General features: G+C 61.2%; 19 protein-coding genes and 1 pseudogene. 4 read left to right on the forward strand and 16 right to left on the reverse strand.

What is annotated here, in order from left to right; translation table 11 throughout:
- The first annotated feature begins 188 nt into the window (after positions 1–188).
- Positions 189–905 carry an EthD domain-containing protein gene (locus tag PTE30175_RS14115; RefSeq protein WP_150697698.1) on the forward strand — a complete coding sequence of 239 codons (717 nt, stop codon included), beginning with the start codon at positions 189–191 and terminating at the stop codon, positions 903–905.
- A gap of 60 nt (positions 906–965) precedes the next feature.
- Here the strand turns inward: PTE30175_RS14115 and PTE30175_RS14120 are convergent, their stop codons facing one another.
- Complete coding sequence (locus tag PTE30175_RS14120) at positions 966–2,228, reverse strand: citrate synthase (protein ID WP_224788773.1); 1,263 nt, start codon at positions 2,226–2,228, stop codon at positions 966–968.
- Between the two features lie 186 nt (positions 2,229–2,414).
- Between PTE30175_RS14120 and PTE30175_RS28700 the strand changes: the two are divergent.
- Together PTE30175_RS28700 and PTE30175_RS14125 are read left to right on the forward strand one after the other, a co-directional pair.
- Positions 2,415–2,783 (forward strand): annotated as a pseudogene (locus tag PTE30175_RS28700) (cupin domain-containing protein); the annotation flags it as partial.
- On the forward strand, positions 2,769–3,758 hold the full coding sequence (locus tag PTE30175_RS14125; RefSeq protein WP_224788783.1) for a PDR/VanB family oxidoreductase: 990 nt from the start codon (positions 2,769–2,771) through the stop codon (positions 3,756–3,758). The pseudogene PTE30175_RS28700 and the gene PTE30175_RS14125, both read left to right, overlap by 15 nt.
- 64 nt (positions 3,759–3,822) lie before the next feature.
- On the opposite strand, the gene PTE30175_RS14130 is transcribed toward PTE30175_RS14125, so the two are convergent.
- Complete coding sequence (locus PTE30175_RS14130) at positions 3,823–4,674, reverse strand: LysR family transcriptional regulator (protein ID WP_191629062.1); 852 nt, start codon at positions 4,672–4,674, stop codon at positions 3,823–3,825.
- 95 nt (positions 4,675–4,769) lie between these two features.
- Between PTE30175_RS14130 and PTE30175_RS14135 the strand changes: the two genes are divergently transcribed.
- Positions 4,770–5,621, forward strand: a complete 852-nt coding sequence (locus PTE30175_RS14135) for an alpha/beta fold hydrolase (protein ID WP_150697700.1) — start codon at positions 4,770–4,772, stop codon at positions 5,619–5,621.
- Between the two features lie 33 nt (positions 5,622–5,654).
- Here the strand turns inward: PTE30175_RS14135 and PTE30175_RS14140 are convergent, their stop codons facing one another.
- The 14 genes from PTE30175_RS14140 to PTE30175_RS14205 all read right to left on the reverse strand — a co-directional run bounded on the left by PTE30175_RS14140 (position 5,655) and on the right by PTE30175_RS14205 (position 23,006).
- Positions 5,655–6,617, reverse strand: coding sequence for a CobW family GTP-binding protein (locus PTE30175_RS14140; protein ID WP_150697701.1), 963 nt, complete (start codon positions 6,615–6,617; stop codon positions 5,655–5,657).
- 4 nt (positions 6,618–6,621) lie between these two features.
- Positions 6,622–8,271, reverse strand: a complete 1,650-nt coding sequence (locus tag PTE30175_RS14145; RefSeq protein ID WP_150697702.1) for an amidohydrolase — start codon at positions 8,269–8,271, stop codon at positions 6,622–6,624.
- Between the two features lie 34 nt (positions 8,272–8,305).
- Positions 8,306–9,370: an ABC transporter ATP-binding protein gene (locus PTE30175_RS14150; RefSeq protein WP_150697703.1), complete on the reverse strand. Its 1,065-nt coding sequence runs from the start codon at positions 9,368–9,370 to the stop codon at positions 8,306–8,308.
- Positions 9,367–10,383: an ABC transporter ATP-binding protein gene (locus PTE30175_RS14155; protein WP_150697704.1), complete on the reverse strand. Its 1,017-nt coding sequence runs from the start codon at positions 10,381–10,383 to the stop codon at positions 9,367–9,369. Before PTE30175_RS14155 ends, PTE30175_RS14150 begins: the two co-directional genes overlap by 4 nt.
- Before the next feature lie 2 nt (positions 10,384–10,385).
- Complete coding sequence (locus tag PTE30175_RS14160) at positions 10,386–11,213, reverse strand: ABC transporter permease (protein WP_150697705.1); 828 nt, start codon at positions 11,211–11,213, stop codon at positions 10,386–10,388.
- On the reverse strand, positions 11,213–12,190 hold the full coding sequence (locus PTE30175_RS14165; RefSeq protein WP_150697706.1) for an ABC transporter permease: 978 nt from the start codon (positions 12,188–12,190) through the stop codon (positions 11,213–11,215). The genes PTE30175_RS14160 and PTE30175_RS14165 overlap by 1 nt, the downstream gene beginning before the upstream one ends.
- 52 nt (positions 12,191–12,242) lie before the next feature.
- Positions 12,243–13,856, reverse strand: coding sequence for an ABC transporter substrate-binding protein (locus PTE30175_RS14170; RefSeq protein WP_224788774.1), 1,614 nt, complete (start codon positions 13,854–13,856; stop codon positions 12,243–12,245).
- A gap of 214 nt (positions 13,857–14,070) precedes the next feature.
- The gene (locus PTE30175_RS14175; RefSeq protein ID WP_224788775.1) at positions 14,071–14,913 is read right to left on the reverse strand and encodes a PA2778 family cysteine peptidase; all 843 of its coding nucleotides are present in this window, start codon (positions 14,911–14,913) and stop codon (positions 14,071–14,073) included.
- A gap of 137 nt (positions 14,914–15,050) precedes the next feature.
- Entirely contained in the window at positions 15,051–15,410 is a 360-nt protein-coding gene (locus PTE30175_RS14180; RefSeq protein WP_191629064.1) for a PA2779 family protein, read from the reverse strand.
- A 492-nt stretch (positions 15,411–15,902) separates the two neighbouring features.
- Positions 15,903–17,054 (reverse strand): porin, encoded by a 1,152-nt coding sequence (locus PTE30175_RS14185; RefSeq protein ID WP_150697709.1) that lies wholly within the window; start codon positions 17,052–17,054, stop codon positions 15,903–15,905.
- A gap of 198 nt (positions 17,055–17,252) precedes the next feature.
- Entirely contained in the window at positions 17,253–18,269 is a 1,017-nt protein-coding gene (locus PTE30175_RS14190) for an Ldh family oxidoreductase (protein WP_150697710.1), read from the reverse strand.
- Entirely contained in the window at positions 18,262–20,583 is a 2,322-nt protein-coding gene (locus tag PTE30175_RS14195) for a DUF3726 domain-containing protein (RefSeq protein ID WP_150697711.1), read from the reverse strand. Before PTE30175_RS14195 ends, PTE30175_RS14190 begins: the two co-directional genes overlap by 8 nt.
- Positions 20,584–21,564, reverse strand: coding sequence for a membrane dipeptidase (locus PTE30175_RS14200; protein WP_150697712.1), 981 nt, complete (start codon positions 21,562–21,564; stop codon positions 20,584–20,586).
- The gene (locus PTE30175_RS14205; RefSeq protein WP_224788776.1) at positions 21,561–23,006 is read right to left on the reverse strand and encodes an aldehyde dehydrogenase family protein; all 1,446 of its coding nucleotides are present in this window, start codon (positions 23,004–23,006) and stop codon (positions 21,561–21,563) included. Before PTE30175_RS14205 ends, PTE30175_RS14200 begins: the two co-directional genes overlap by 4 nt.
- Positions 23,007–23,033: the final 27 nt, after the last annotated feature.

A 23,033-nucleotide genomic window follows, 5' to 3' on the forward strand; every position in this document is an offset into this window, starting at 1 on the left:
GAGCAGAAGCTCGACTATTACGAAGGCATGGCAAATCAACTCAAAGACGCGTCCTTTGGGTCCATCGCCGGCATCTAACCCGTTTGGACGAATCGGCTCAAACACCTGGGCGGCTAGACTGGGGAGCACAACATGCGTGCCGCCGGCAGCGTTCGCCAACTCTCGAAGTTCAAACCGGAGCCCCTGCGATGGAAAAAGTCGTTTATGTGTTGTGGCGTGAGACACAGACCTCGCCTGATCAGTGGAGCCGCACGGTGCGCGCGAAGCTCGCCGACAAACTGCTATCGCTCGGCGCGCATGGCGTGCAGATCAATGTCGCCGATGCCGACGTCGAGCCCGCGGCGGCGCTGCGTCAGGCGAACACGCTGCCAAAGATCGACGGCAGCGTGGCCATCTGGATCGACAGCGCGGTACCGATGTTCCGTCAGCCGTACGACGACGCAGTGCGTGCCGTCGTGCCGCACATGGCCGCTTACCTCGTAACAGAATCGCAGCCGATCCGCAATACGCGCTTCCCGGCGAAACCGGGTGAACGGACCAGCGGGTTTTCGCAGCTTGCGTTTCTTAAGCGCCCGCCGCGCCTGACGCACGAGGCATGGCTGGATGTCTGGCACAACCACCACACGCGCGTCGCGATCGACACGCAGGACAACTTTCTTTATGTGCAGAACGTTGTCGTCCGCGCGTTAACGCATGGGGCCCCCGGGTATGACGCGATCGTGGAGGAGTGCTTTCCGGCGGCGGCGATGACGGACCCGCGTGCGTTCTTCGATGCGGTCGGCGACGAGGAGAAGTTCCAGCACAACGTGAAGGCGATGAGGGACAGCTGTGCGCGCTTCATCGACTTCGACAAGATTGATGTTGTGCCGACCAGTCAGTATGTCGTCAAAGCTGTGAATAACTGACGTCACGGGTGAGGCAATGCACGCGGCATTGCCTCACCACGGCGTTGTCAGCTTGATCGGTCAGCCGCCGTTGGGCACTGCCGAAATGTACTTCGCGCGCGGACGTAGCATGAACGCCTGCATGCGCTGCTCGACGACGTGTGCGCACCAGCCTGCCGTCCGACCGAGAATCCACAATGCCGTGGCACTTCCTCTCGGCATGCCGAGCGCGCGCGTCAGGGGCACCAGGGCCAGAGCGAGTCCTGGCGTCATGCCGGTCTCGTCGCGTAGGCGCGCAAGAAACTTCAGTGTTTTGCGCACTGAAGGATCGTTCTCACCACAGCCGCTCGCCAGCGAAAGGATCCATTCAGCTCGCGGGTCGCCCGCCGGGTACAGCGGATGATTGAAGCCGTACAGGCTGGCGCCGCGCGTGCGCACAAGTTCCAGGCGCGAGTTCGGCACACCGCCACGGGGATCGTCGAATAGCTGCGTTTCCACGCGATCGGTCACTGCCCCTGTCGAATAGCCCACATGCGCGCTGATGGCAGCGGCGACGCAGTTGCATAGCCCCGCATCGATCGAGGCCGCGACACGTGCTGCGAACGTGGCAGGCGCGAGTTCATGATCGGCGAGAATCACAAGCGCGGCGTTGATCGCCTGCACGGCTTGCGGTGTCACAGGCGCGCCACTCGCGCGCAACGCCCATGCGGCAAGCGGTTCCCCCGGTTTGCGCGCGATGTACCGCCCATGCTTCGAAAGAAAGCCAAGGCAACCGGTGAACGCATGAAGGATCGTGCGCGCCATCTGCACGGTAGTTCCATCGGCCATCTCTGCCCGATCCCTTGCGCGCATGCCGAGTGACAGGGCGATCATGGCCATCAGATTGCCGATGTCATCGGGTGCGATCGCCTTGGCATGCGACGCGAGCAACGCGGCCGTGTCGGCAGGGATGTCGGCGAGCGGCCAGTCCGCCTGCGTATCCTGCCAGACACCCGTGATCAGAAAATGCACGACCACCTCGAATGCATGGCCGGCTTGGGCCAGATCAAGCGCGCGCCGGTTGCGATAGACGGGGCCACGCTCGTCGATATAGGTGATCGCCGAGGCGACCACGGGCTCGCCCCAGCGCATCGACGTTCCAGCCGTGATGGAGCGCGGCAGCCTTCCGCGCCCGCGCGCCGCGAAGCGTTCGACATCCTCGCTCGCGTAGAGATGGCGTTTGGTTCCCGCCACGGGGACACTGCGTATCAAGCCACGGCTTACATACGAATAAAGGGTGGCCACTTTTACGCCGAGCGTCGCAAGCGCTTCTTCGCGAGTCAGAAAGTCGTTTTGCTTCTTCATGTCGATTTTAAAAATCAATCTTGATCAACCATGACCGCGGTGTCTAGTATTCGCATAACGACGCGGCTTTGAATCGAGTATAGCCACGTTCCCATACCCCGCAACGATAGCGCTTGATACGAGCACGCGGTCAGCCCCGCTGACGTGACGCGAACCAGTTCTGGAGGAGATGAAATGAACGTCGCCATGCGCGAAACCCAGCCGTCCGTTACGACAACCGCCGAAGCTCCGGTCACGTGGCATGTGGACGAAGTGTCGTGGATTCCGCTGACGGGATTGTTCATCAACAAGTCCGGGTACAAGACGATCACCGACACCACATACACCGGTAATGCGTACAGTATCGAGCTGACGTCGGTCGGCCCCGGCGGATTTTCTCCAACGCATGTCGAGCCGCACGCTCACCTGTTTTACGTGCTCTCCGGGCACGGCGAAGTGACCGTCGGCGACGAAATCAATGAGGTCAGGGCGGGCTCGGTCAGCCCCATTTCAGCGGGCGTGCCGCATTCCTTCCGCAATCTCGGCGATTCGACGCTGGAAATGCTGGTGGTTTACCATCCGCCGCGCGTGCGCGACAAGCCGGAAACCACACAGTTGCGCGCGACGGTCCATGCCATTCGCTACGAGGCGCAACGCGTGGTCAGCGTGGAGTTGCGGCCGCAGCCCGGTTCGGCATTCCCTGAATTCGACGCAGGTGCTCACATCGATCTTCATCTGCCCAACGAGATGATTCGCAGCTATTCGCTGTGCAATTCCGCAGAAGACAAAGACCGGTATGTTATCGGCGTGCTCAATGTCGAAGAAAGCCGCGGTGGATCGCGCTACGTGCACGAGCAGTTGCGGGTCGGGGCCCGGATCGAAATTTCCCGTCCGCGCAACAATTTTCCGTTGCACGAGGAGGCGGTCCATACGGTGCTGATCGCTGGCGGGGTCGGCATTACGCCGATCCTGTCGATGGCGCGGCGGCTTTGCGCGCTCGGGCGATCGGTGGAGTTGCTGTACTGCGCGCGTTCGCGTCGCGAGGCGGCGTTTGTTGACGAGATCGAGGCGCTCGGACTCGAGGTCAAGTGGCATTTCAACGACGAGCACGGTGAGCGCGTCGGCCTGATGCAGTTTCTCGCCACCCGTCGCCGCGACGCACATTTCTACGCGTGCGGTCCGACGCCGATGCTGGACGATTTCGAGCGCCATTGCAGCGAGCTCGGAATTGCGCATGTTCATCTGGAGCGCTTCGTGGCACGCGATGCGCCAGCGGAAACGAAGAAGCGTTACCGCGTCGAATTGAGCCGCTCGAGACGCAGCCTCGAAGTCGCACCGGGCACGACGCTGCTGCAGACACTGCTCGACGCTGGCGTCGATGTCCAGCATGGCTGCACGCAAGGATTGTGCGGCGCATGCAAGACCCGCGTGCTGTCCGGCGAGCCGGACCATCGCGACTCGGTATTGAGCGCGAGCGAGCGTGAGAGTAACGCGGTGATGACGGTGTGTGTCTCGGGTTGCAAGGGCGAGTCCCTGGTGCTTGATCTCTAATCAGGCGAATTCAACGAAGTTGCTGGATGAAGCGGAAAGGCCTCAATAGCAGCGGTGCCTCCGGCTAGCGCCTCAACTCCGAGAGGATCTTCTCTGCGAGGAAATCGCATGGCGGCCGCTTCGAACCCGTGCTTCGCGCCAGAACCATTTCAAGCGCGTCAATCTTCGGTAAGCCCTGCGCTTGACCGAGCAGCGCGAAATGCGCCGGAACCGCGCATCGTGCGAGCGGAACAATGGCAAGCCCCGCTTCGGCCATCGACAGCAGGCCGAGCAGACTTGGACTTTCATACGAGGTCCGGTAGGGAATCTTTGCGCGCTCAAGACTGCGAATAGCGTTCTCTCTCGCGACGCTGCCCGGCAGGAACACCGCGATCGGCAACGGCCGTTCGCTCCAAATTTCATCGGCGCTCGGTGCCGCCGCCCATTCCATCGGCTCGAGACGGATGAACTCCCCTGACAGGCCCTTGACCCGCGTCGCGCACACAAGATCGACAGAACCATCTTTCACCATCGGCGCGAGTGCGACGCTCGGCAATCCGACGACCTGAATCTCCACCTTCGGATAGCTCGCGGAAAACTTTTTGAGGATCGGCGGCAGGAGCGACGAGGCGTAATCGTCCGGCACGCCGATGCTCACGCGCCCGGTCACGTCCGGCCGAACCACTGCGGCCCAAGCCTCGTCGCGCAATGCGAGCATGCGGCGCGCGTAAGTGAGCAGGACTTCGCCATCCTGCGTCGGGACCACACTTCTCGGCTTGCGGACGAAAAGCGGCTTGCCGAGCGCAGTCTCGAGCGTCTTGATCTGCATGCTCACCGCCGATTGCGAACGATGCACGACTTCCGCCGCCCGGCTTATGTTGCCTGCGTCAGCGACGGCGACGATCATCGTCATGACGTCAAGGTCGAGAGCTTTCATTGGGCTGGCATCAGAAAATTAGATAGATTCGATCAATATTACGCGATTTTCCAAGGCGGCGACATCGGGCATAGTGGCCTCAAAGGAGCCACATAATGAACGCCCGTACCGACCTCTCAGTGCTTGCCGTACCGGATTTGTCGTTTGCGACCATCGCATCGGGCATCTGCGTGCCGTACGTTGAGTGCGGAGAAGGCGAACCGCTGGTATTCGTGCACGGGTCGCTTTGCGACTATCGCTACTGGAGCGCGCAGACTGCGGCGCTGTCGCAGCATTTCCGCTGCATCTCGGTGAGCCTGAGCCACTACTGGCCGGCGAGCGAGGCTTGCATCCAGGCCGAATTCGGCTGGCAGACGCATGTCGCCGAGGTGGCCGAGTTCATCGCGGCGATCGACCTTGGGCCCGTGCATCTGGTGGGGCATTCGCGCGGCGGCTGCGTGGCGTTTCATGTGGCACGCGAACATCCGCGGCTCGTGAAGACGTTGACGCTCGCGGACCCGGGCGGCCCGCTCCAGATCGAGGGGATGTCGGACGCGTCGCTGCCGGCCGCGACCAATGTCCTGCGAGCGCGTGTCGCTGAACTCATCGATAGCCAGCAGATCGACGCGGGACTGGAGCTTTTCGTCGACTCGGTGAGCGTGCCCGGATCATGGCGCAAGAGTCCCGTTGCGTTCCGCACCATGGCGATCGACAATGCGGGCACGCTGCCCAAGCAATTCCGCGATCCATTGCCGGCATATTCTTGTGATATCGCACGCGACGTGAAATGCAGGACTTTGCTGATCGACGGGCAGCGCAGCCCTCGCATGTTCCGCAACAACGTCGAAAAGTTGGCAGGATGGATCGACCAAGCGGAAAGACAGACCATCAGCGGGGCGTCGCACGGGATGAATGTGTCGAACGCCGGCGCTTTTAACCGCCTCGTGCATGCGTTCGCAAGCTGCTGATCGCGGACGCGCAGATGGCGCCCCTTGTCGTTTCTAAGCCAATGCGGCGGTAAACGCCGCGTCCAGCGCCGCCGGATCGAGGCTTCCCGATACGCCGATCAATACCAGCGCCGTGCGCGGGCTGTCGCGCCATGCAGGGCTGCGCATCAACGTGCGCCGGCGCCCGACGATTTGCAGCAGCGCCGGATGCTCCAGGTCGTCCTGCAACAACAACAGCCCCTTGCCGCGCAGCAAGTCTGTTGGCAGGCCATCCAGCACCCGTTCGAGCGCCGCACGGCAAAACGGCCGGTCAGCGGTGAAGCTCCAACTGTCGAACTGGCGGTCGTGGTGATGGGCGTGCCCGTGCCCGGCTGCGCCTTCCTGGCGCGCGGCGCGTGCTATCGGTTCGGTACCGGCGCCGAGCAGCACGGCCATCGGCACGTCGGCCTGCACCGCCGCAAACTGCCTGGCGTCGGGCGCGAGGGTGCGCAACCAGGCGCTTACCTCGGCCCGTTGTGACACGCTGATCAGGTCTGTCTTGTTCAGCACCACGATGTCGGCCGCAGTCAGTTGCCTGCGCACGATATCGCCGACGTATCGGTCGCTCGCCAGCGAGCGAACCGCTTCGGCGTCGGCCAGCACGATCACGCCGTCGAGCCGGAAGGCCGGGTCGGCCAAGCCGATCTGGGCGATTTTCCAGGGATCCGACACACCGCTCGCTTCGATGATGAGATAGTCCGGCCGCGCGGGGCGTTCTGCGATTTTCAGCAGCGCCGCCATCAACTCACTGCCGATCGAGCAGCAAATGCAGCCGTTGGCGAGGTCAATCACCTCCTCGTCGCGCCGCGCGACGAGCGCGGCATCGATATTGATGTCCCCGAAGTCATTGATCAGCACGGCGATGCGCAGGCCGTGAGGCGCGCGCAAAATGCGATTGAGCAGCGTGGTCTTGCCCGCGCCGAGAAAGCCGCTGAGGATGGTCAGGGCAATCGGCGCGACGGGGAGCGGGGTATTCACGGCCTCACCCCCCCGGCGCCGGGAACACTCGGCCGCCCAGCACGGTACCCCACACCGGAATATCTTTCAACGCGCTCGCGGGCACCGCCAGCGGGTCTTGCTCCAGTACCGCGAAGTCGGCGAACTTGCCGGCTTCGAGGCTGCCGATCTGATGATCCATCTTGAGCGTGTAGGCCGCGCCGAGTGTGATGGCGTGCAGGGCGTCTTCCACGGAAATGCGCTCGGCCTCGCCCAGCACCCGGCCTGAAGCGGTTTGCCGGTTGACTGCGCACCACGCGGTAAACAGCGGCCCGAGCGGCGTAATCGGCGCATCGGAATGAATCGCAAAATTCACACCTAGCCGCTTGGCGGTGCCGGCGGCGTCCATGCGGTTGGCGCGCTCCGGCCCCATCGTTTGGGTGTAATGTGCATCGCCCCAGTAATAGAGGTGGTTGCTGAACAGGTTGACGCAGACGCCCAAGCTGGCCATGCGCTGGAATTGCGCAGTGTCGGCCATCTGGCAATGTTGCAGCGTGTGTCGATGATCCCAGCGCGGGGCGGCACGAAGCACCCCTTCGATCGCGTCGAGCGCCACTTCCGAGGCCTCGTCGCCGTTGGTGTGAATGTGCACCTGCAAGCCCGCCTTGTGGTATTCGGCCACCTGCTGCGCGACTTGTTGCGGTGGCACCAGCCACAGGCCGTTGGGGCTGCCGTTGTAATAACCGGGCCAGCGCAAGCGTGCGGTAAAGCCCTGAATCGAGCCGTCGATCACCAACTTGACCAGGCCGAAGCGCAGTTTGTCGGTGGAAAGCGGCAGCGTGTCCAGGACGCGCTGCGCACCGGTCTCCCCCGACTTGACGCGCATCGGCGCGAAGGCCGGCACGATGCGGACCGGGTAGTCCTCATCAGCCGTGATCTCGCGCATATTGGTGATGGTCGCCTCGCTCAGGTCGTTGACCAGATCCGTCGCGGTCGTCACACCGACACCGCGCGCTATCTCACCGAAACGCCTTAGCGCGACAGGATCCTGGGCGGCCCCCACGGAAGAGATGTCGCCAATCACCCGGTAAACGAGATACATGGCCGCGAACTCCTGCAGCTCCCCGCTGGGCTGGCCGTCCGGCCCTTTCGGAATGCCTTCGATGGGTGTGTCGGCCGTGATATCGGCCGCGCGCAGCATCGCGCTGTTGACGTTCATCAAGTGGAAGCTGGCATGCAATACGATGACCGGCCGCGTGGGGGACACGCGGTCGAGGTCACGCGCGGTCATGCGCGGCCCCTTGAAATAGATCGGATCGAAGCCCCAGGCCAGCAGCGGCTCGGTCGAATCGGACAGGCGCGCCTGCGCCTCGCGCAGGCGCTCGACAACCTCGTCGAAGCTTTTCAAGCCCTTCCACAAGGTGCCGTCCGGCCCACGCCGATCATAGTAGCCGACGTAGGCGTTGCGCCACATGCCGCCCTCGGCCAAGTGGCAATGCCCTTCCACCAACCCCGGCATCAGCACTTTATCGGCGAAGCGCTCGTCAAGATCGTACGGCCCCCACCCCTGCAATTCTTCGAGCGAGCCGACGCCGAGGATGCGGCCGTCGCGCACCGCCACGTGCGTGGCGGTGGGCTGGCTGGCATTGATCGTAATGATTTTCTTGGCACAGAAGATGGTGGTCTTGGCTGTCATCTCATTCTCGCTTGGCGTGCCGGCTGTCCCGCGATCAGCCGCCGCGGCTCGTTGGCACCGCGTCTCGGTGGAATTGCATGACCGTGGCAGGCATCGAGACCGGCGAAATGATTTTCCCGCCTTCGACCCGCACCAGATGGCACGCAACCGCATGGCCCGGCGCCACCTCGCGCAGGCTCGGCAATTCCTGACGGCAGCGTGCCTCGGCATACGGACAGCGGGTGTGGAATCGGCAGCCGGACGGCGGATTGATCGGGCTCGGGGGGTCGCCTTGCAGCGCTACGCGCCGGCTGGACTGCCGCAGCGCGGGGTCCTTGGCGGGCTCGGCCGAGAGCAGCGCGTGCGTGTACGGATGCAGCGGCTGGCTGAATACCGCACGGCGGTCGCCCTGCTCGACGATCTTGCCGAGGTACATCACCGCCAGCGCTTCGCACAGGTGTTGCACCACGGCCAAGTCGTGCGAAATGAACAAATAGGTCAAGCCCAGATCGTGCCGCAGTTCGGCCAGGAGATTGAGGATCTGCGCCTGGATCGCTACGTCGAGCGCCGATACCGGTTCGTCACACACGACCAGTTCGGGCCGCGCCGCCAGGGCGCGGGCGATACCGATGCGCTGGCGCTGGCCGCCGGAGAACTGGTGGGGAAACAGGCGCTTCTGTTCCGGCCGAAGTCCGACGCGCCGGATCAGTTCGTCGACCCGTTGGCGCCGCTCCGGTTCACGCATACCCGTCAGCAGGATCATCGGTTCCTCGATGATATCGGCCACCCGGCTGCGCGGGTTGAGCGACGAGTATGGGTCCTGAAAAATGATCTGCATGCGCTGCCGCATGCTGCGCAAGGCATGGCTGCCGAGCGTGGTGAGTTCGGTCTTGTCGAGCCGGATCGAGCCACTGGTAGGTTCGATCAGGCGCAGCGTGGCCAGTGCGGTGGTCGATTTGCCGCAGCCGCTTTCGCCAACCAGGCCGAAGGCCGTGCCGCGTCGCACCGAGAAACTCACGCCATCGACCGCATACACGGTCTGCGCCGGGGCAAACCAGGTCGGGCGGTCCAGCGTGTAATACACCCGCAGGTCGTTGACTTCCAGCAAGTTCTCGCTCATACCGCCCCCTGGCGCATCAACTCCTCGGCACGCCAGCATGCGGCGACCTGCCCCTCGCCCAACGGGATCAGGGGCGGCACCGCTTCGCGGCAATGCGCATTCGCGTGCGGGCAGCGTGGCGCGAAGGCACAGCCGTGGCCCAGCTCTGTCAGGGCCGGCACCACGCCGGGAATGGCCGGCAGCGGCGCCCGGTTCTCGTCGACATCTTCCCGAACCTGCAGCACGCAGCGCAACAGTCCCTGCGTATAGGGATGCCGCGGATGCTTGATGACATCCTCGACCCGCCCTTCCTCGACCTTGCGGCCCGCGTACATCACGATCACGCGGTCGGCCAGTTCCGCGATGGCGCCCATGTTGTGGGTAATCAGCATGATCGCCGTGCCAGCGGTTTCATGCAGTTCGCGCATCAGGTCGAAGATCTGCGCCTGCACGGTCACGTCGAGCGCGGTGGTGGGCTCGTCGGCAATCAGCACCTTGGGTTTGCACGCAAGCGCCATGGCGATCATGGCGCGCTGGCGCATGCCGCCGGACAGTTGGTGCGGATATTGGTCGACGCGCTTGTGCGGCTCGGGAATATGCACCGAGCGCAGCAGTTCGATGGCGGCTTCGCGTGCCTCGCCGCCGCGCTTGCCCTGGTGCCGGCGAAGGGTTTCCATGATCTGCTGGCCGATGGTGAACACCGGATTGAGCGCGGTCATCGGTTCCTGGAAGATCATCGAGATTTCGTTGCCGCGCACGTCCTGGATGCGCGCCTCGCTGGCATCGAGCAGGTTTTCGCCGCGCAACCGGATCTCGCCGCCGACGATGCGTCCCGGCGGGCTGGGAATCAGGCGCAGGATCGCCAGGCTGGTCATGCTCTTGCCGCAGCCGCTCTCGCCCACGATGCCGAGCGTCTCGCCGTCGCCGAGCGCGAAACTTACCTTGTCGAGTACGCGCGCCACGCCGGCGCTGGTGGTGAACTCCACCTCCAGGTCCTTCACTTCCAGCAACGGTGAGGAGGATGCTTGCGCCATGGTCAGCGATTCCTCAGTTTCGGGTTGAAGGCATCGTTAAGCCCGTCGCCGATCAGGCTGATGGCGAACACGGTCAGGAAGATCGCCAGGCCCGGAAACATCACCGCCCACCAGCTATCGAAAATGCGGTCGCGCGAGTTGCCGATCATGTAGCCCCAGCTCATCACATCCGGATCGCCCAGGCCAATGAAGCTCAGGCCAGATTCGAACAGGATCGCCACCCCGATCGTGAGTGCGCCTGACACGATCAGCGGCGGCAGCGCATTGGGCAGGATCACGCGAAACATGATGCGCAGACTGCGCGCCCCGACGGCACGTGCGGCCATCACGAACTCGCGCTCCTTGATCTTCATGAATTCGGCACGCGTCAGGCGGGCGATGGGGGTCCAGCTCACCGCGCCGATCACCAGCACGATGGTCAGAATGCTCGGACCGATCACGGCGACCAGCACCATCGCCAGCAGAATCGGCGGCAAGACCTGGAAGAACTCGGTGATGCGCATCAAAAGATTGTCAACCCAGCCGCCGTGGAAGCCCGCCAGTGCGCCAATGGTCACGCCGATGAAGACGGTGCAAAGCGTGGCTGCCACGCCCATTTCCAGCGTAGTGCGCGCGCCATACAGCAAGCCGGCGAGCACATCGCGGCCCAGATAGTCGGTGCCCAGCGGTTGCTCGCCGCCCGGCCCGGTCATCGGCGCGCCGACCATGTCAAATGGCGCCACGTGATACAGGACCGGTCCCAGCATGGCGGACAGCACGATCAGCACCAGCACCAGCGCGCCTGCCACCGCGCCCCGGTTGGCCAGGAAAAGTTTCCACCCGGTGTTCATCAGCGGGTACTCCTCATGCGCGGATCCAGCAGCCGGTATGAAAAATCGGTGAGCATGTTCATGATCACCACCAGAATCGCCGAAGCCAGCAGGATGCCCAGTAGCAGCGCATAGTCGCGATTGAGCACGGCGTCGAACGCCAGCCGCCCAAGGCCCGGCCAATTGAACACGGTCTCGACCAGCACCGCGCCCGCCAGCACCTGGCTGAATTGCAGGCCGGCGAGCGTGACGATGGGGATCAAGGCGTTCTTGAGCGCATGTACGTAGACCACGCGGCGTTCCGTCAGGCCCTTGGCACGCGCGGTTCGAATGTAGTCGGCGCCCAGCACGTCGAGCATGCTGGCGCGGGCCTGACGGCTATATTGCGCCAGGTAGACCAGTGCCAGCGTCGTTACCGGCAGTACCAGGTGATGCGCGATCTGGACGTATTTGGTGAAGCCGGTGGGCGGCACGCCGACGTCGAGCATGCCCGAAGCCGGGAACAGCGGAATCCAGTAGGCAAACACGATCAGCAGCATGATGCCGCTCCAGAACACGGGCGCCGAAAATCCCACCAGCGAGACCACCGTCACCACGTGGCTGAGCCAGCCGCGCGGCTTGCGCGCCGACACGATGCCCAGCAGCGTGCCGATCACGATGGCCAGCAGCAGCGCCAACACCACCAGCGCCAGCGTGGCGGGCGCCCGGTCGAGAATCAATTGTGAGACCGACGCGTTGTAGTACAGCGACTGGCCGAGATGTCCCTGCGCCACTTCCTTGAGATAAGTGGCCAGTTGTGTGCCGACGCCCCGGTCGAGCCCAAGCTGCTGGCGAATCTGCTGGACCTGCTCCTGCGTCGCCCCGCCCGCCTGCGCGGCCAGCATGTCGGCGATGTCACCAGGCGCGAGCCGCAGCAGCAGGAAATTGAGCACGACCACCGCCAGTACCATCACCAGGCCGTAGCCGAGCCGCTGGGTTATGTACCCTAAGTTCCTCATCGCCACGCATCTCCTTATCGAAGAAGGTTGCCTTGCTCGTGGCCGAGCGGCATCAGCCGGGGGCTTTTGCCCAGTAGACGTCGTCGAACGGTGCGAACGCGCCCCACACGCCGAGCGGCACGTTCTTGAGCGACTTGCTGTAGATGGTCTGGTACGGCACTTGCAGCAGATAGGCGACCGGCAGCTCTTCGTTGACGATTTTCTGGAAATCGTTGTACAGCGCGTGCCGCTTGGCCGCGTCGTTCTCGACCGCGGCCTCGCCCAGCAACTGGTCGACCTTCGGATTGACGTAGCCTTGCGTGTTCGACCAGATCACGCCCTTCTTGATATTGGACGACATATAGGTGCGCGCCACACCGATGACCGGGTCGCCCCAGTTGAAGACGATGTCGGTGGTCATGTCGAAATCGCCGTTGGAAACACGCTGCGACCAGGTCGGAAAATCGGGCGACGGACGAAGCTGCACTTCGACGCCAATTTTCTTCAACTGCGGCTTGAGGTATTCGGCAATGACCTGCGAACTGTCGATATTGGCCGGAATGTAATCGAGCCGCAGCGGAAACCGCACGCCCTGCGCGTTCTTGGGAAAGCCGGCCGCGTCAAGCAACTGGTTGGCGCGGTCCAGGTTCAGATCGTAGTGATTGAGCGAGGGATTATAGAACGGGCTGGACGCCACAATGGGACCGTAAGCCGGTTTGGAACGGCCCAGCTGCAATTTTTCGGTGATGAATTTCCTGTCGATCGCATAGGAAATCGCCTGCCGCACCCGCACATCGGACAACGGTTTGTTGCGCACATTGAAGGCCAGCCACGTCAGCGTGCCGACACCCTCGTACCCCTTGTTGGTCACCATCAGGTTCGACTGTTTGGCCAGGCGGTCGACGTCGGACAGGCGCATCGGGCCATAGGCGACATACTGGATATCGCCGCGCGACACCGCCAGCGTCATCGCCGACGGGTCTTTCATGATCGTATAGGTGATGCGATCGAGGTACGGGCGGCCGGGCCGAAAGAATTTGTCGAAGCGTTCGAGCACGAGATATTCGCCGGGCTTGTATTCGACGAATTTGAACGGTCCCGAACCGACTGGCGAATTGTTGCGCGGGTTGCTGCGGATCGGACCGTTGTCGTAGATGTGCTTCGGGATAATCGGCAGCAGGGCCGGTGTCGAAACCGCCAGCAGCAACGCCGGGTTGGGTTTCGACAACCTGAACACCGCCGTGAGCGGATCGGGCGTCTCCACGCGCGCCACCGAGGCGAACATGGCGGGGCCGAAGGGATGATTCTGCTTGACGGTCTCCAGCGAGAACGCCACGTCGGCCGAGGTGATCGGCTTGCCGTCGTGGAACACGGCGTTCTTGTTCAGATGAAACGTGTATGCGAGGCCGTCTTTCGAGACCTCCCACGAATCCGCCAGATAGGGATGCGGCTTCCAGTCGGCATCACTCTCCAGCAAGCTGGCGAACAACTGCGAACCCGGCATGGCGGTCGCCACGCCCGACTGGATGGCCGGGTTCAGGGTATTGATCGCGGAGATGCTGAGGATGTTGAGTGTGCCGCCGCGCTGCGGGGTCTGTGCCGCGGCGGGAAGCGCCACGGCAGTGCAGCTCGCCGCCAAGGCGATCATACAGAATCGGTAGATCACGCGAGACAGTGACGCAAGCATAACAGCCCCCTCACTTATGAAAGTCCATCCTTGATTTATAGCGCCTATTATGAATTTCTGCGTGTCCGCTGATAGCACCAGATGATTTGATTTCTTTGGGCCAGATGGCGCGCCGCCCCGTGGTTGGGGCTCGCTGGGGAAAACCATAGGAACGAGGCGATGGGCTCGCCCTTGCGATCAAGCCGTGTGCGCAGCGTGCGAGTGGGAACGCGCCTCAACGGGCCGATGCGGGGGCCGTCTCTTTGTCGAGTATCGACCTGAGGGTAGCTTGGGACGCCGGCAGGAACGGCCCGCCGAGACCCACCGCGTGTTGGGCTGCCTGCAAGGCTTCCGGGAGCCTGCCCTGATCAGCGAGGGTCTGCGCCAGATTATTGAATGCGGGGGCGGAATCCGGATGATCCTTGGTCGCCCGCCGATAAGCTGCTTCCGCTTCGCGCAGTTGGCCACGCGCGTAGAGCGCGTTGCCCAGGCCGATTTCACCCGCCAGGCTTGACGGCCAACGTGCCAGCAGGGACGTATAGGCGGTGGTAGCGGCAGCGGCTTTCCCGCTGGCTTCCAGGGCCGCCACGGCCGACGCGTAGCCATGTTCACTGGCCGTTTCCGGCACGTGGTCTGCGCGGATCGCGAGCATGGCCCAATGATCGCTGAATGCCCAAGTGTGTTCAAAATACCAGAATGGCAACACTTGGCGCGGGTTCTTTCCCGAGCGCAGGATGAGCCTGGACTTGTCCAGGTCATACCCGATGACCACCGCGTAATGCCATAGCGGGTACCAGCTCACCAGCATATTCTGCAGGACAAGCACTGGCGTTCCCGACGCGACCTCGCGAAGCACATCGATCAACTGCGGAGCCAGAACGTAGGGGAGCAGACCGTTGCGGCGCGTGGTGGCCAGCATTTCAACCTGCAAGCTCCCCTTGCGCGCCGGCAGGTAAACCTGATCGACCAGCGTTTCCGGCGTGAGCGCTACCCCGGCGCTAGTGAGCACCGTGGCCAGTGCTGCAGGGCCGCACTGATAATCGTCCTGCGGGAAGAACGGTACCGCCGCAAGCTCCACCCGCGGGGGTAAATCGGTTGGGCGATTCTGTTCCAGCAGGCGTGTCTGTGGAGCGATTGCGCAGCCGACAAGCGTCCCTGCCAAAAAAAGAATGCCAGCCAGCCGGCCGGCAAACATCCCGTGCGGCACGTGCGCGGTTATTTGTACACGTAGTAAAGGATACCGGCAGCCAGGACGATGAGAATCACGGCGACGGCCCAGCCGGAGTTGCCGCCGGCGGGCAGCGTGTCGAGCTTGCCTGCGACGGTTGTGACTTCGTCGTCAGTCATACTTGCGACACGGGCCTTAGCCTGCTCCGGGGAGGTTCCGAGCGTTTCTAACTGGCGCTGGACATCGGCACGGCTGACGAAGTTCAGCACCTTGTCGCGGGCGCCCTGTGCCTGTGCCGAGTTGATCACCTGTTGGGTCCCGACGATACCGGCATACACCGGGTGAAAGGGGAGCAGCAACATGCTTGCAATCAACATGCGAGCGATGAACTTGAAGCAAGAGCCCATTTCCATTCTCCTTGGTGTTGATTAACAGGAAATCTCTCAGTGACAATTCCGTGGGCGGACATCGTTCAGGTCCGATGCCGCATATTCGGCGACAACGTGCCCAGCCAGGCTCAGCACGCCCTTCAATCAAAGGTCGGGTATCTCGGGCTGTCAAGATGGATTTGAGAGCAAGGACAGGGGCAGGGGAAGCTACCCTCCGACTGCCAGCGCTTTGTTTTGGTGCGGGTGACCTGCTTCCGGAACCAACAGCAAGGCTTCCGGAAAATCGTCGAACAGTGATTTGTTGACACAAAGAAAAAGGCCTTGATAATCAAGGCCTTTTCTCTGCGCTGAAGCGCCGTAGTGCTACTACTGTCGATTCGAAGTAGGTAGAACACCTTCGTCTCACAGTAAATAGGCGCCATCCTCATGCATGGCGACGTGCATAGCGTGCAAAACAAAGCGGCCGCTAGGTAGCGGCCGTTCCAGCGAAAGCGCGTTGCGTTGGGCGGCTTAAAACTTGTGGTACATCCCGAGGCGCAGCGCGATTTGATGATTGTTGCTCGAAGCGTTGCCGGTCACACCGTCAAAAATATCAGCCAACGCTGCGCCGGCCGCGGCCTTCTGATACACGCCCATTGCATAGACGCCGGTTCGCTTCGACAGGTTGTAGTTCGTCATGAGCGCGACTTGGTGATAAACCAGGACGGTCTGGCTATAGCCCACGTCGCCGTGCGTGTAAGTGTAGGCTGCTCCCACCGACCATGCAGGCGTCAGGTTGTAGCGGCCGAACGCTTCGTAGTTTTGGAACTTAACAGTTCCGTTCGTTCCGTTCGCGTTATCGAACTTAGTGTTGGTGTAGTCGAGCCCGAAAAGCGCATTGCCAATCGTGTAGGTTGCCCCCGCGCCGAAAATTTGCTGGTTGCTGGGGTTGCCGACGTAACTGAAAGGACCACCGGCGCCAATTGCTGCTCCAGTCGTGTTTGCGACAAAGTCGCCATCTACGAAAAGGAGAGCCGGGTTCTTCGCGTGGAAGTAGGCGCCGCTCACGGTCAATCCACTTATCGTGTAGGTACCGCCTAAACTCCACATTCCTGTGGTGCCACGCCCCGGAGCATTTGTGTTGGTAAAGCTGTACATACCTCCGAACTCAAAGCCTTGAAGGTTGGGGCTTCGATACTTCACAGAGTTGTTGACCCGGAACGAATTGATGGTGTTGTCGATGTCACCGGAATGGACGATGGGACCGCCGAAGTTTCCGGGAGCCGTCACAGGCTGGAGGAAGTCAACGATGGAATCGTACTGTCGACCAAAAGTCAGCGTACCGTAGGAGTGGTGAGACAGGCCAACGTAACCCTGACGACCGAACAAAAGACCGCCCTGTCGGAGTTGCCCATTCTCGAGACTGAAGCCATTCTCCAACAGGAACAGCGCACTGAGCCCTCCGCCAAGGTCCTCCTTTCCTTTCAGCCCCCAACGACTTCCGTACTGACCGTCGTACGTACCGTCGCGCATGTGCCAAAGTGAATTGCCACCACTGTTGTTGGTGAAATCGATACCTTCATCGATTACGCCGTAAAGCGTTACCGAAGCTTGAGCATGAGCGATGCCCGAAGCCAGCATGGCGAAACCAATCAAAGCCCCTCCGATCCATCTCTTGTTCATTCGTAGTCCTTATTGTCTGTAACATGCGACGTTGCTTATTTTGGAAAGGCAGTCACAGCGAAGTAGCTCTGCGCGGCACTGCCATCTTTAACACTTCATCAGCTCACTTACTTCGCAGGGGCACCGCACCTCTCGACGGTGCGTCTCGAGGCGCTCGCCTAGCAGAGAGGGAAACCTCTTTCTCCCCACACTTTGCACTTACCGAGGCATTGCCAGATTCTTGATTTTTTCGAGCAACTGCCCACTCACCGCGACCCCTTCGGCTTGGCTTTTTTGCCTTGCCCGCCGCTCCCGGTCCCCAGGCTTTTGCGTGCCAGGTTGAGCGTCGATGGCGTCCGCAATGACCTTCAGTCGATTTGCAATCTCCGCCCCGCCGGTCAACACCGGATTGATGGCAATGAAGAACTGTCCAGTTTTCGGAGGGCCTCCTACCAGACCACTGAACGGTGATGCGTTCAGTCCTAAAGTTGCTCCAGTCATCAAGGCAGCAAACACTTCCACCATCAATCCGACTCCGAAACCTTTGTAGCCGCCCGATGGCACCATCGTCCCCTTGAGCCCCTCTGCAGGGTCGGTAGTCGGCTGACCGTTTGCATCCAGCGCCCAGCCCTGCGGAATTGCCGTACCGGCTTGCACATGCCTGAAAAGCTCCGACTTCGCGACAACGCTTGAACATTGGTCAATCACGAGTGCGCATCCACCGTTCATGTCGGGAACGCCCAACGCAAACGGGTTGGTACCGATGACTGCTTTTGTGCCTCCGAACGGCGCGATTGAGGCCGGCGCATTAGTGAAACAAAGGGACAACAGACCTGCTGATGCAAGGGTCTCGGCGTGATACCCAAGCGTGCCTGCGTTGTAAGAGTTCTTCACCGCGAGGCAAGCCACGCCGTTGTTCCGCGCGACTTCAATTAGCCGCTCGAAGCCTGCAGCAATGGCCGGGTGTGCGAATCCGCTCTTTGCGTCCACCATCACGACACCGTTATCGACCGTGACGATGGGTTGAGCCTGACCATCAACCTTTCCACATGCCACATGCTCCAGATACGTGGGGAGATAGGCGAGCCCATGGCTGGTTATCCCATCTCGCTCTGCAGTCGTGATTGCTTTGGCAAGCGGAGCCGCATTCTCCGGCTTCGTTCCACCCGCGACAAGCGAGTCAAACGCGAATTTTTCAAGCTCTTCCAGAGTGAATCGTTGTGTCATTTCAGTCATTGTCAGTTGCTCCGGCTCCCGCGTTGCCACGAGATTCACCGGTAGCGGGAACGGTCGTACGCATGCTGAATGAGACTAAGGCGTCCCACGTCTTCAGGTCCAACAGTTGACCGCCTTCGGTAATCCGCGCTCCGCGGACCGCTTCAGCGCTAATGCGCTCAATCGTCGTATCGGTCGTATCGCTCGAGTTCAAGTCGCCTCGCTTCGATACGAGATAGCCAAGCGAATCCACGACAACCTCGGCCCCCTCCCAAGTGACCCGCAGCGGAGCTTTTGCTATCGCCGCGGCGCGCATCGCGAAGCCGACCAGCACAAGCGGATGGCTTACGCGGATTTGATGAGCGTATTGGTCGTCTTGCGCAATCCGCTCGGCTAAGTCGATTAAGGACAAGCCAGCCAGGACGGGACAGGCGGTGGGATTGGTCGTTGCTGCACTGACGTCAACATCACGAAATGTCAGGTAGTTCAGCAGCATCTGGGGACCCCGCAATCCGCCCTCAACGAGTCGGCGAACCGAGGCACCGACTTCCTCGGCAACGCCCCAGGCAAAGCCAGCCCCACATGTAGCCTTCATCGCAGTTGCTTCGACTTCCGAGCGTGACACCCTAATGCTCTTTTCGGCAGTCACCTTGCTGCCAAGGTCGCGTTTTGTGAGGTCTGACGGATAGTGCATACCTTGGAACAGGCTGATTCGCACCCACAGGTCCGAGCGTGGGTCGAACCGCGTCGCACCGAAAAAGGCAAGCTTGCAGCGCAGCAGGTCGATGGGCAGCATGCCCGCGTCGACAAGGTTGTCGCGAACTTCTGAATATGGGTAGCGTGCTGCAATCTGCGCTCGCCGGACCATTCCACGGTGTTCCGGATGCGCGGCGAGAAATGCCGCAATGGTATCCCCGCCGTCCCATCGCTGAAGCGCAATCGCCAACGCGTGACAGGCAGGCACGGATGCCAAGGGCAACTCTTTTGCAACGCCGAACTCCGTGGCACGGATGCCAAGGCGCGGCTCAAGCTTTTCCGCAGACACGTACCAGAACTTCGCCGCGGCCGACGGCAGCGACATATCCATTACAAGCGCCCAGCGATAGTTCTGCAAGAACTCGCGACTGAACTCATTCAACGGCTGTGCACCTTGAATGCAGAAGACTCCGGAGTCGTTGACGCTCATTTGAAACGCCAAATCGTCAACGAGCGGACCATGGACTTCCAGCATCAAAGCCAACAACGCCTCTTGCCCTTCGAACGAGAGGTTCTCTTCACCCCAGGTCCACAGATGGTCCCAAGGATGAGGACACTTGGCGTCCCAGAGCGCAGACACGAAGTTCTCGAGCAAACGCAAATCCGCACGCAGAAACGCGAGCTTGCGCTTCTGTATTTCATGGTCGCTTTTCCAGAGGTCCGCGTTCTGTCGGCTCGCCTTGATTTCGTTGCGCAGAGCTGAGATGGCTTCGCTATCCGAATGGTCCTGAGCGCGCACGCGCGCGAGAGCATCTTCGCGAGCAGAAATCCAGTTGTTGAGCAGAACAGGATGGCGAATTAAAAACGGCGCCATCCCCAATCCAGTGGAGTTTCCGACGCCCAGTCGGCGTTTGATTTCTCCATCGAGGGCGGCCGCTGCTTCACCGCCGCGAACTTTGGCCATGTGCTCGACGATGTCGACAGTGAACTCACGAATGAGCCAGACGGTGAGCATTTCGACCTGGAACGGACCATTCAATTCAGACCGCGAACTGATGTCGGCTCGGTCCGCTGCGCCGAATTTCCCGGACCCATATACCGCCGTCGTGCGCATGAGGTAGCCGACGTCGTCAATTTCCGCGAGGTCCGGCTGTTTGCCCTCGGCCAATCGCGACACCACATGCTCGAACAATCGAACGGACCGATTGGCTCGACTCAGCGTCAGTTCCCTGACGCTGATACGCCCGGCCTCTTGGAAGGGCACGTTTTCCTGCAGGCGGTTGACATCGGCAAGCGACGGCACACCGTCGAAAAGTGTGAAGGTTGCGTCCCAAGCGGTAGCAATAACACGGTCCGACCGCATTTCCGGCGGCAGGTCGTGCGCGAAGGCTACAAGCGAATATGTCCTCTCGGGTCCTTGTAGGGCATAAACCGCACGACCCACGCCATTGCTGTCGAGTTCCCACAAGGTCCGGGAAAAAGACCAATGCTCTGTCTCGATGCGGCGCAGAAGCGTCCGCAGAAAGGACAGGCGCGTAGGATGCGAAGACCCAAGCCGTTCCAGACGCATGACCGTGTCCGCTGGACGGCGGAAAGCAGAAATATCGGTCACTCTCGTCAACTCCGAAAAATTGTTCATCTACGCCTTCGGTCCAAAGTTGGTCTCGAAGAACCGAAGCCAGTTTTCGCCCATCACTGCCCGCACCTCGTTTTCTCGCAACCCCACCGCACGCAAACCCTCGGCTATGTTCTGAAAATCGCGGTTGTCGTGAAACCAGGACGGCATATCGGGAAAACCCGGCGCAGACGCCGTTCCTTCACCATAGTCGATGTTTTTGGTCCACCGTCCGCAGCGCATCCATTCGACGACGCTGTCGGGCTGGTCCTGACAAAGGTCTGTACCAATCGCGACTGATTGCAAGCCCATAACATCGATAGTGCGCGCAATCATCGTGCAGTAGCCTTCGAGTGTGCAGGCCGGGCCATCCGCCAGGTGGTGCGGATAGGTGGAAAATCCCAAGACCCCCCCGGTCTCACCCAGTGCTTTCAACACAACGTCCGACTTGTTGCGCCGCGCCGGATGCCAGCTCGCCGAGTTCGCGTGGCTCACAACGATTGGGCGGGTCGAGTGTTCGATTGCCTCCAGCGTCGAGCGCTCGGCGGAATGGCTCATGTCGACGACCAAGCCAACCCGGTTCATTTCCGTAATGACTTCGCGCCCCATGCGCGTCAAGCCAGGGTCGCAGGCCTCGTAGCAACCAGTGGCGAGAAGCGACTGGTTGTTGTACGTCAATTGCATGAACCGGAGCCCGAGCGTGTGCAGAACCTCGATGAGGCCGATGTCGTCCTCCATACAACTCGGATTCTGCGAGCCGAAGAAGATGGCTGTTCGACCCGTTTCTTTGGCGAGCAGCACATCCTTCGCGGTTCGGCCGTGAAGGATGAGGTCGGCATGGCGCTCAAACAGGAGATTCCATTCGCGAATGTTGGCGACGGTTTCCCGGAAGTTTTCGTGATACGCGATGGTGACGTGCACAGCGTCAACCTTGCCCTGCCGCATCTGACGGAAAATCTTCTCCGACCACTTCGCGTATTGAAGTCCATCAATCGTGGTGGTCATTCCGGACTCCCGTTAGCGACGTAACTCGTCTTGACGGTCGTGTAGAACTCGGCAGCGTAGGTACCTTGCTCGCGCGGGCCATACGAAGATGCTGCGCGACCACCAAACGGAACGTGGTAATCGGTGCCGGCGGTAGGAAGGTTCACCATCACGCATCCAGAGCGCGAATTTGCACGGAAGTGGTTGGCAATCGACAGCCTGTTCGTCATGATGCCCGCGGTCAGACCGAATTCTGTATCGTTCGCGATATGCAGCGCCTCGGTGTACGAATCCGCCATAATTACGCAGGAAATCGGGGCGAACATTTCCTCTTGATTGATGCGCATTGAATTCCGCGTACCTGCGAAGACTGCCGGCGCCATGAAGTAACCCTTAGTCTGGCGCTCCAACGCTTCACCGCCACAGATGAGCTCAGCGCCTTCGGACTTGCCAAGTGCGATGTACTCGAGGTTCTGCTTGAGTTGCGAAGCGCTCACCACTGGCCCGATTTGAGTCGTGGAATCGAGCGCGTGTCCGACTGTGAGCGCCCGGGCCGCATTGGCGAATTTTTCGACAAACTCGTCATGTACTGCTTTGTGGACGATGATTCGCGAGGCAGCCGTGCACTTCTGCCCGGTGCCGCCGAATGCAGCCTGCACGGCCACGTCGATGGCAAGGTTCATGTCCGCATCGTCCATGACGACCAACGGATTCTTGGAACCCATTTCCATCTGCATCTTCGCCATGTTTTGAATGGCCAAGCTCGCAATGTCACGTCCAACCGGAACCGAGCCCGTGAAGCTAATCGCACTCACAGCCTTGTTGCTGACCAAGGCGCGTCCGAGCTTCGAACCGGAGCCCATCACGAGGTTGAACAGGCCTGCCGGAATGTCTTGTCGCGCGATGATTTCGGTCAGCGCTACCGCGCTCGCCGGCGTCAAATCGGCGGGCTTCCAGACCACAGCGTTGCCGAACGCGAGCGCCGGCGCGATTTTCCATGCAGGCGTTGCAACGGGGAAGTTCCATGGCGAAACAATCGCAACGACGCCGACCGGCTCGCGACGCACATCGATACTGATGTTGGCTCGAACGCTTTCAGCGAAGTCACCGGTCAATCGCAGTGCCTCTGCCGCAAAATAGGTAAAGAATTGTCCGGCGCGATAAACCTCGCCCTTGCCTTCGGCCAGTGGCTTACCTTCCTCTCGCGAAACGAGCTGTCCAATCTCTTCGGCGCGTGCCATCAGCTCATTGCCAATCGCCATGAGAACGTCGTGCCGCTTTTGAATGCCGGCGGCCCACCACTTCTTCTGTGCCTGCTGCGCGGCCTCAAGTGCCTCCGCAAGCAGACCTGAGTCGGCGTGCGAAAAGACACCAATCACGTCCGAGGTATCGGACGGGTTGCGGTTTTCATTTACAACTGAGCCACTTTCCCAGCGACCGGCAACATAGATTCGCGTTTCCAACTGCAAACCCCTAAAAGTGAAAGTTTG

Origin of the sequence: Pandoraea terrae, from assembly GCF_902459695.1 — a bacterium.
Lineage (GTDB): Bacteria > Pseudomonadota > Gammaproteobacteria > Burkholderiales > Burkholderiaceae > Pandoraea > Pandoraea terrae.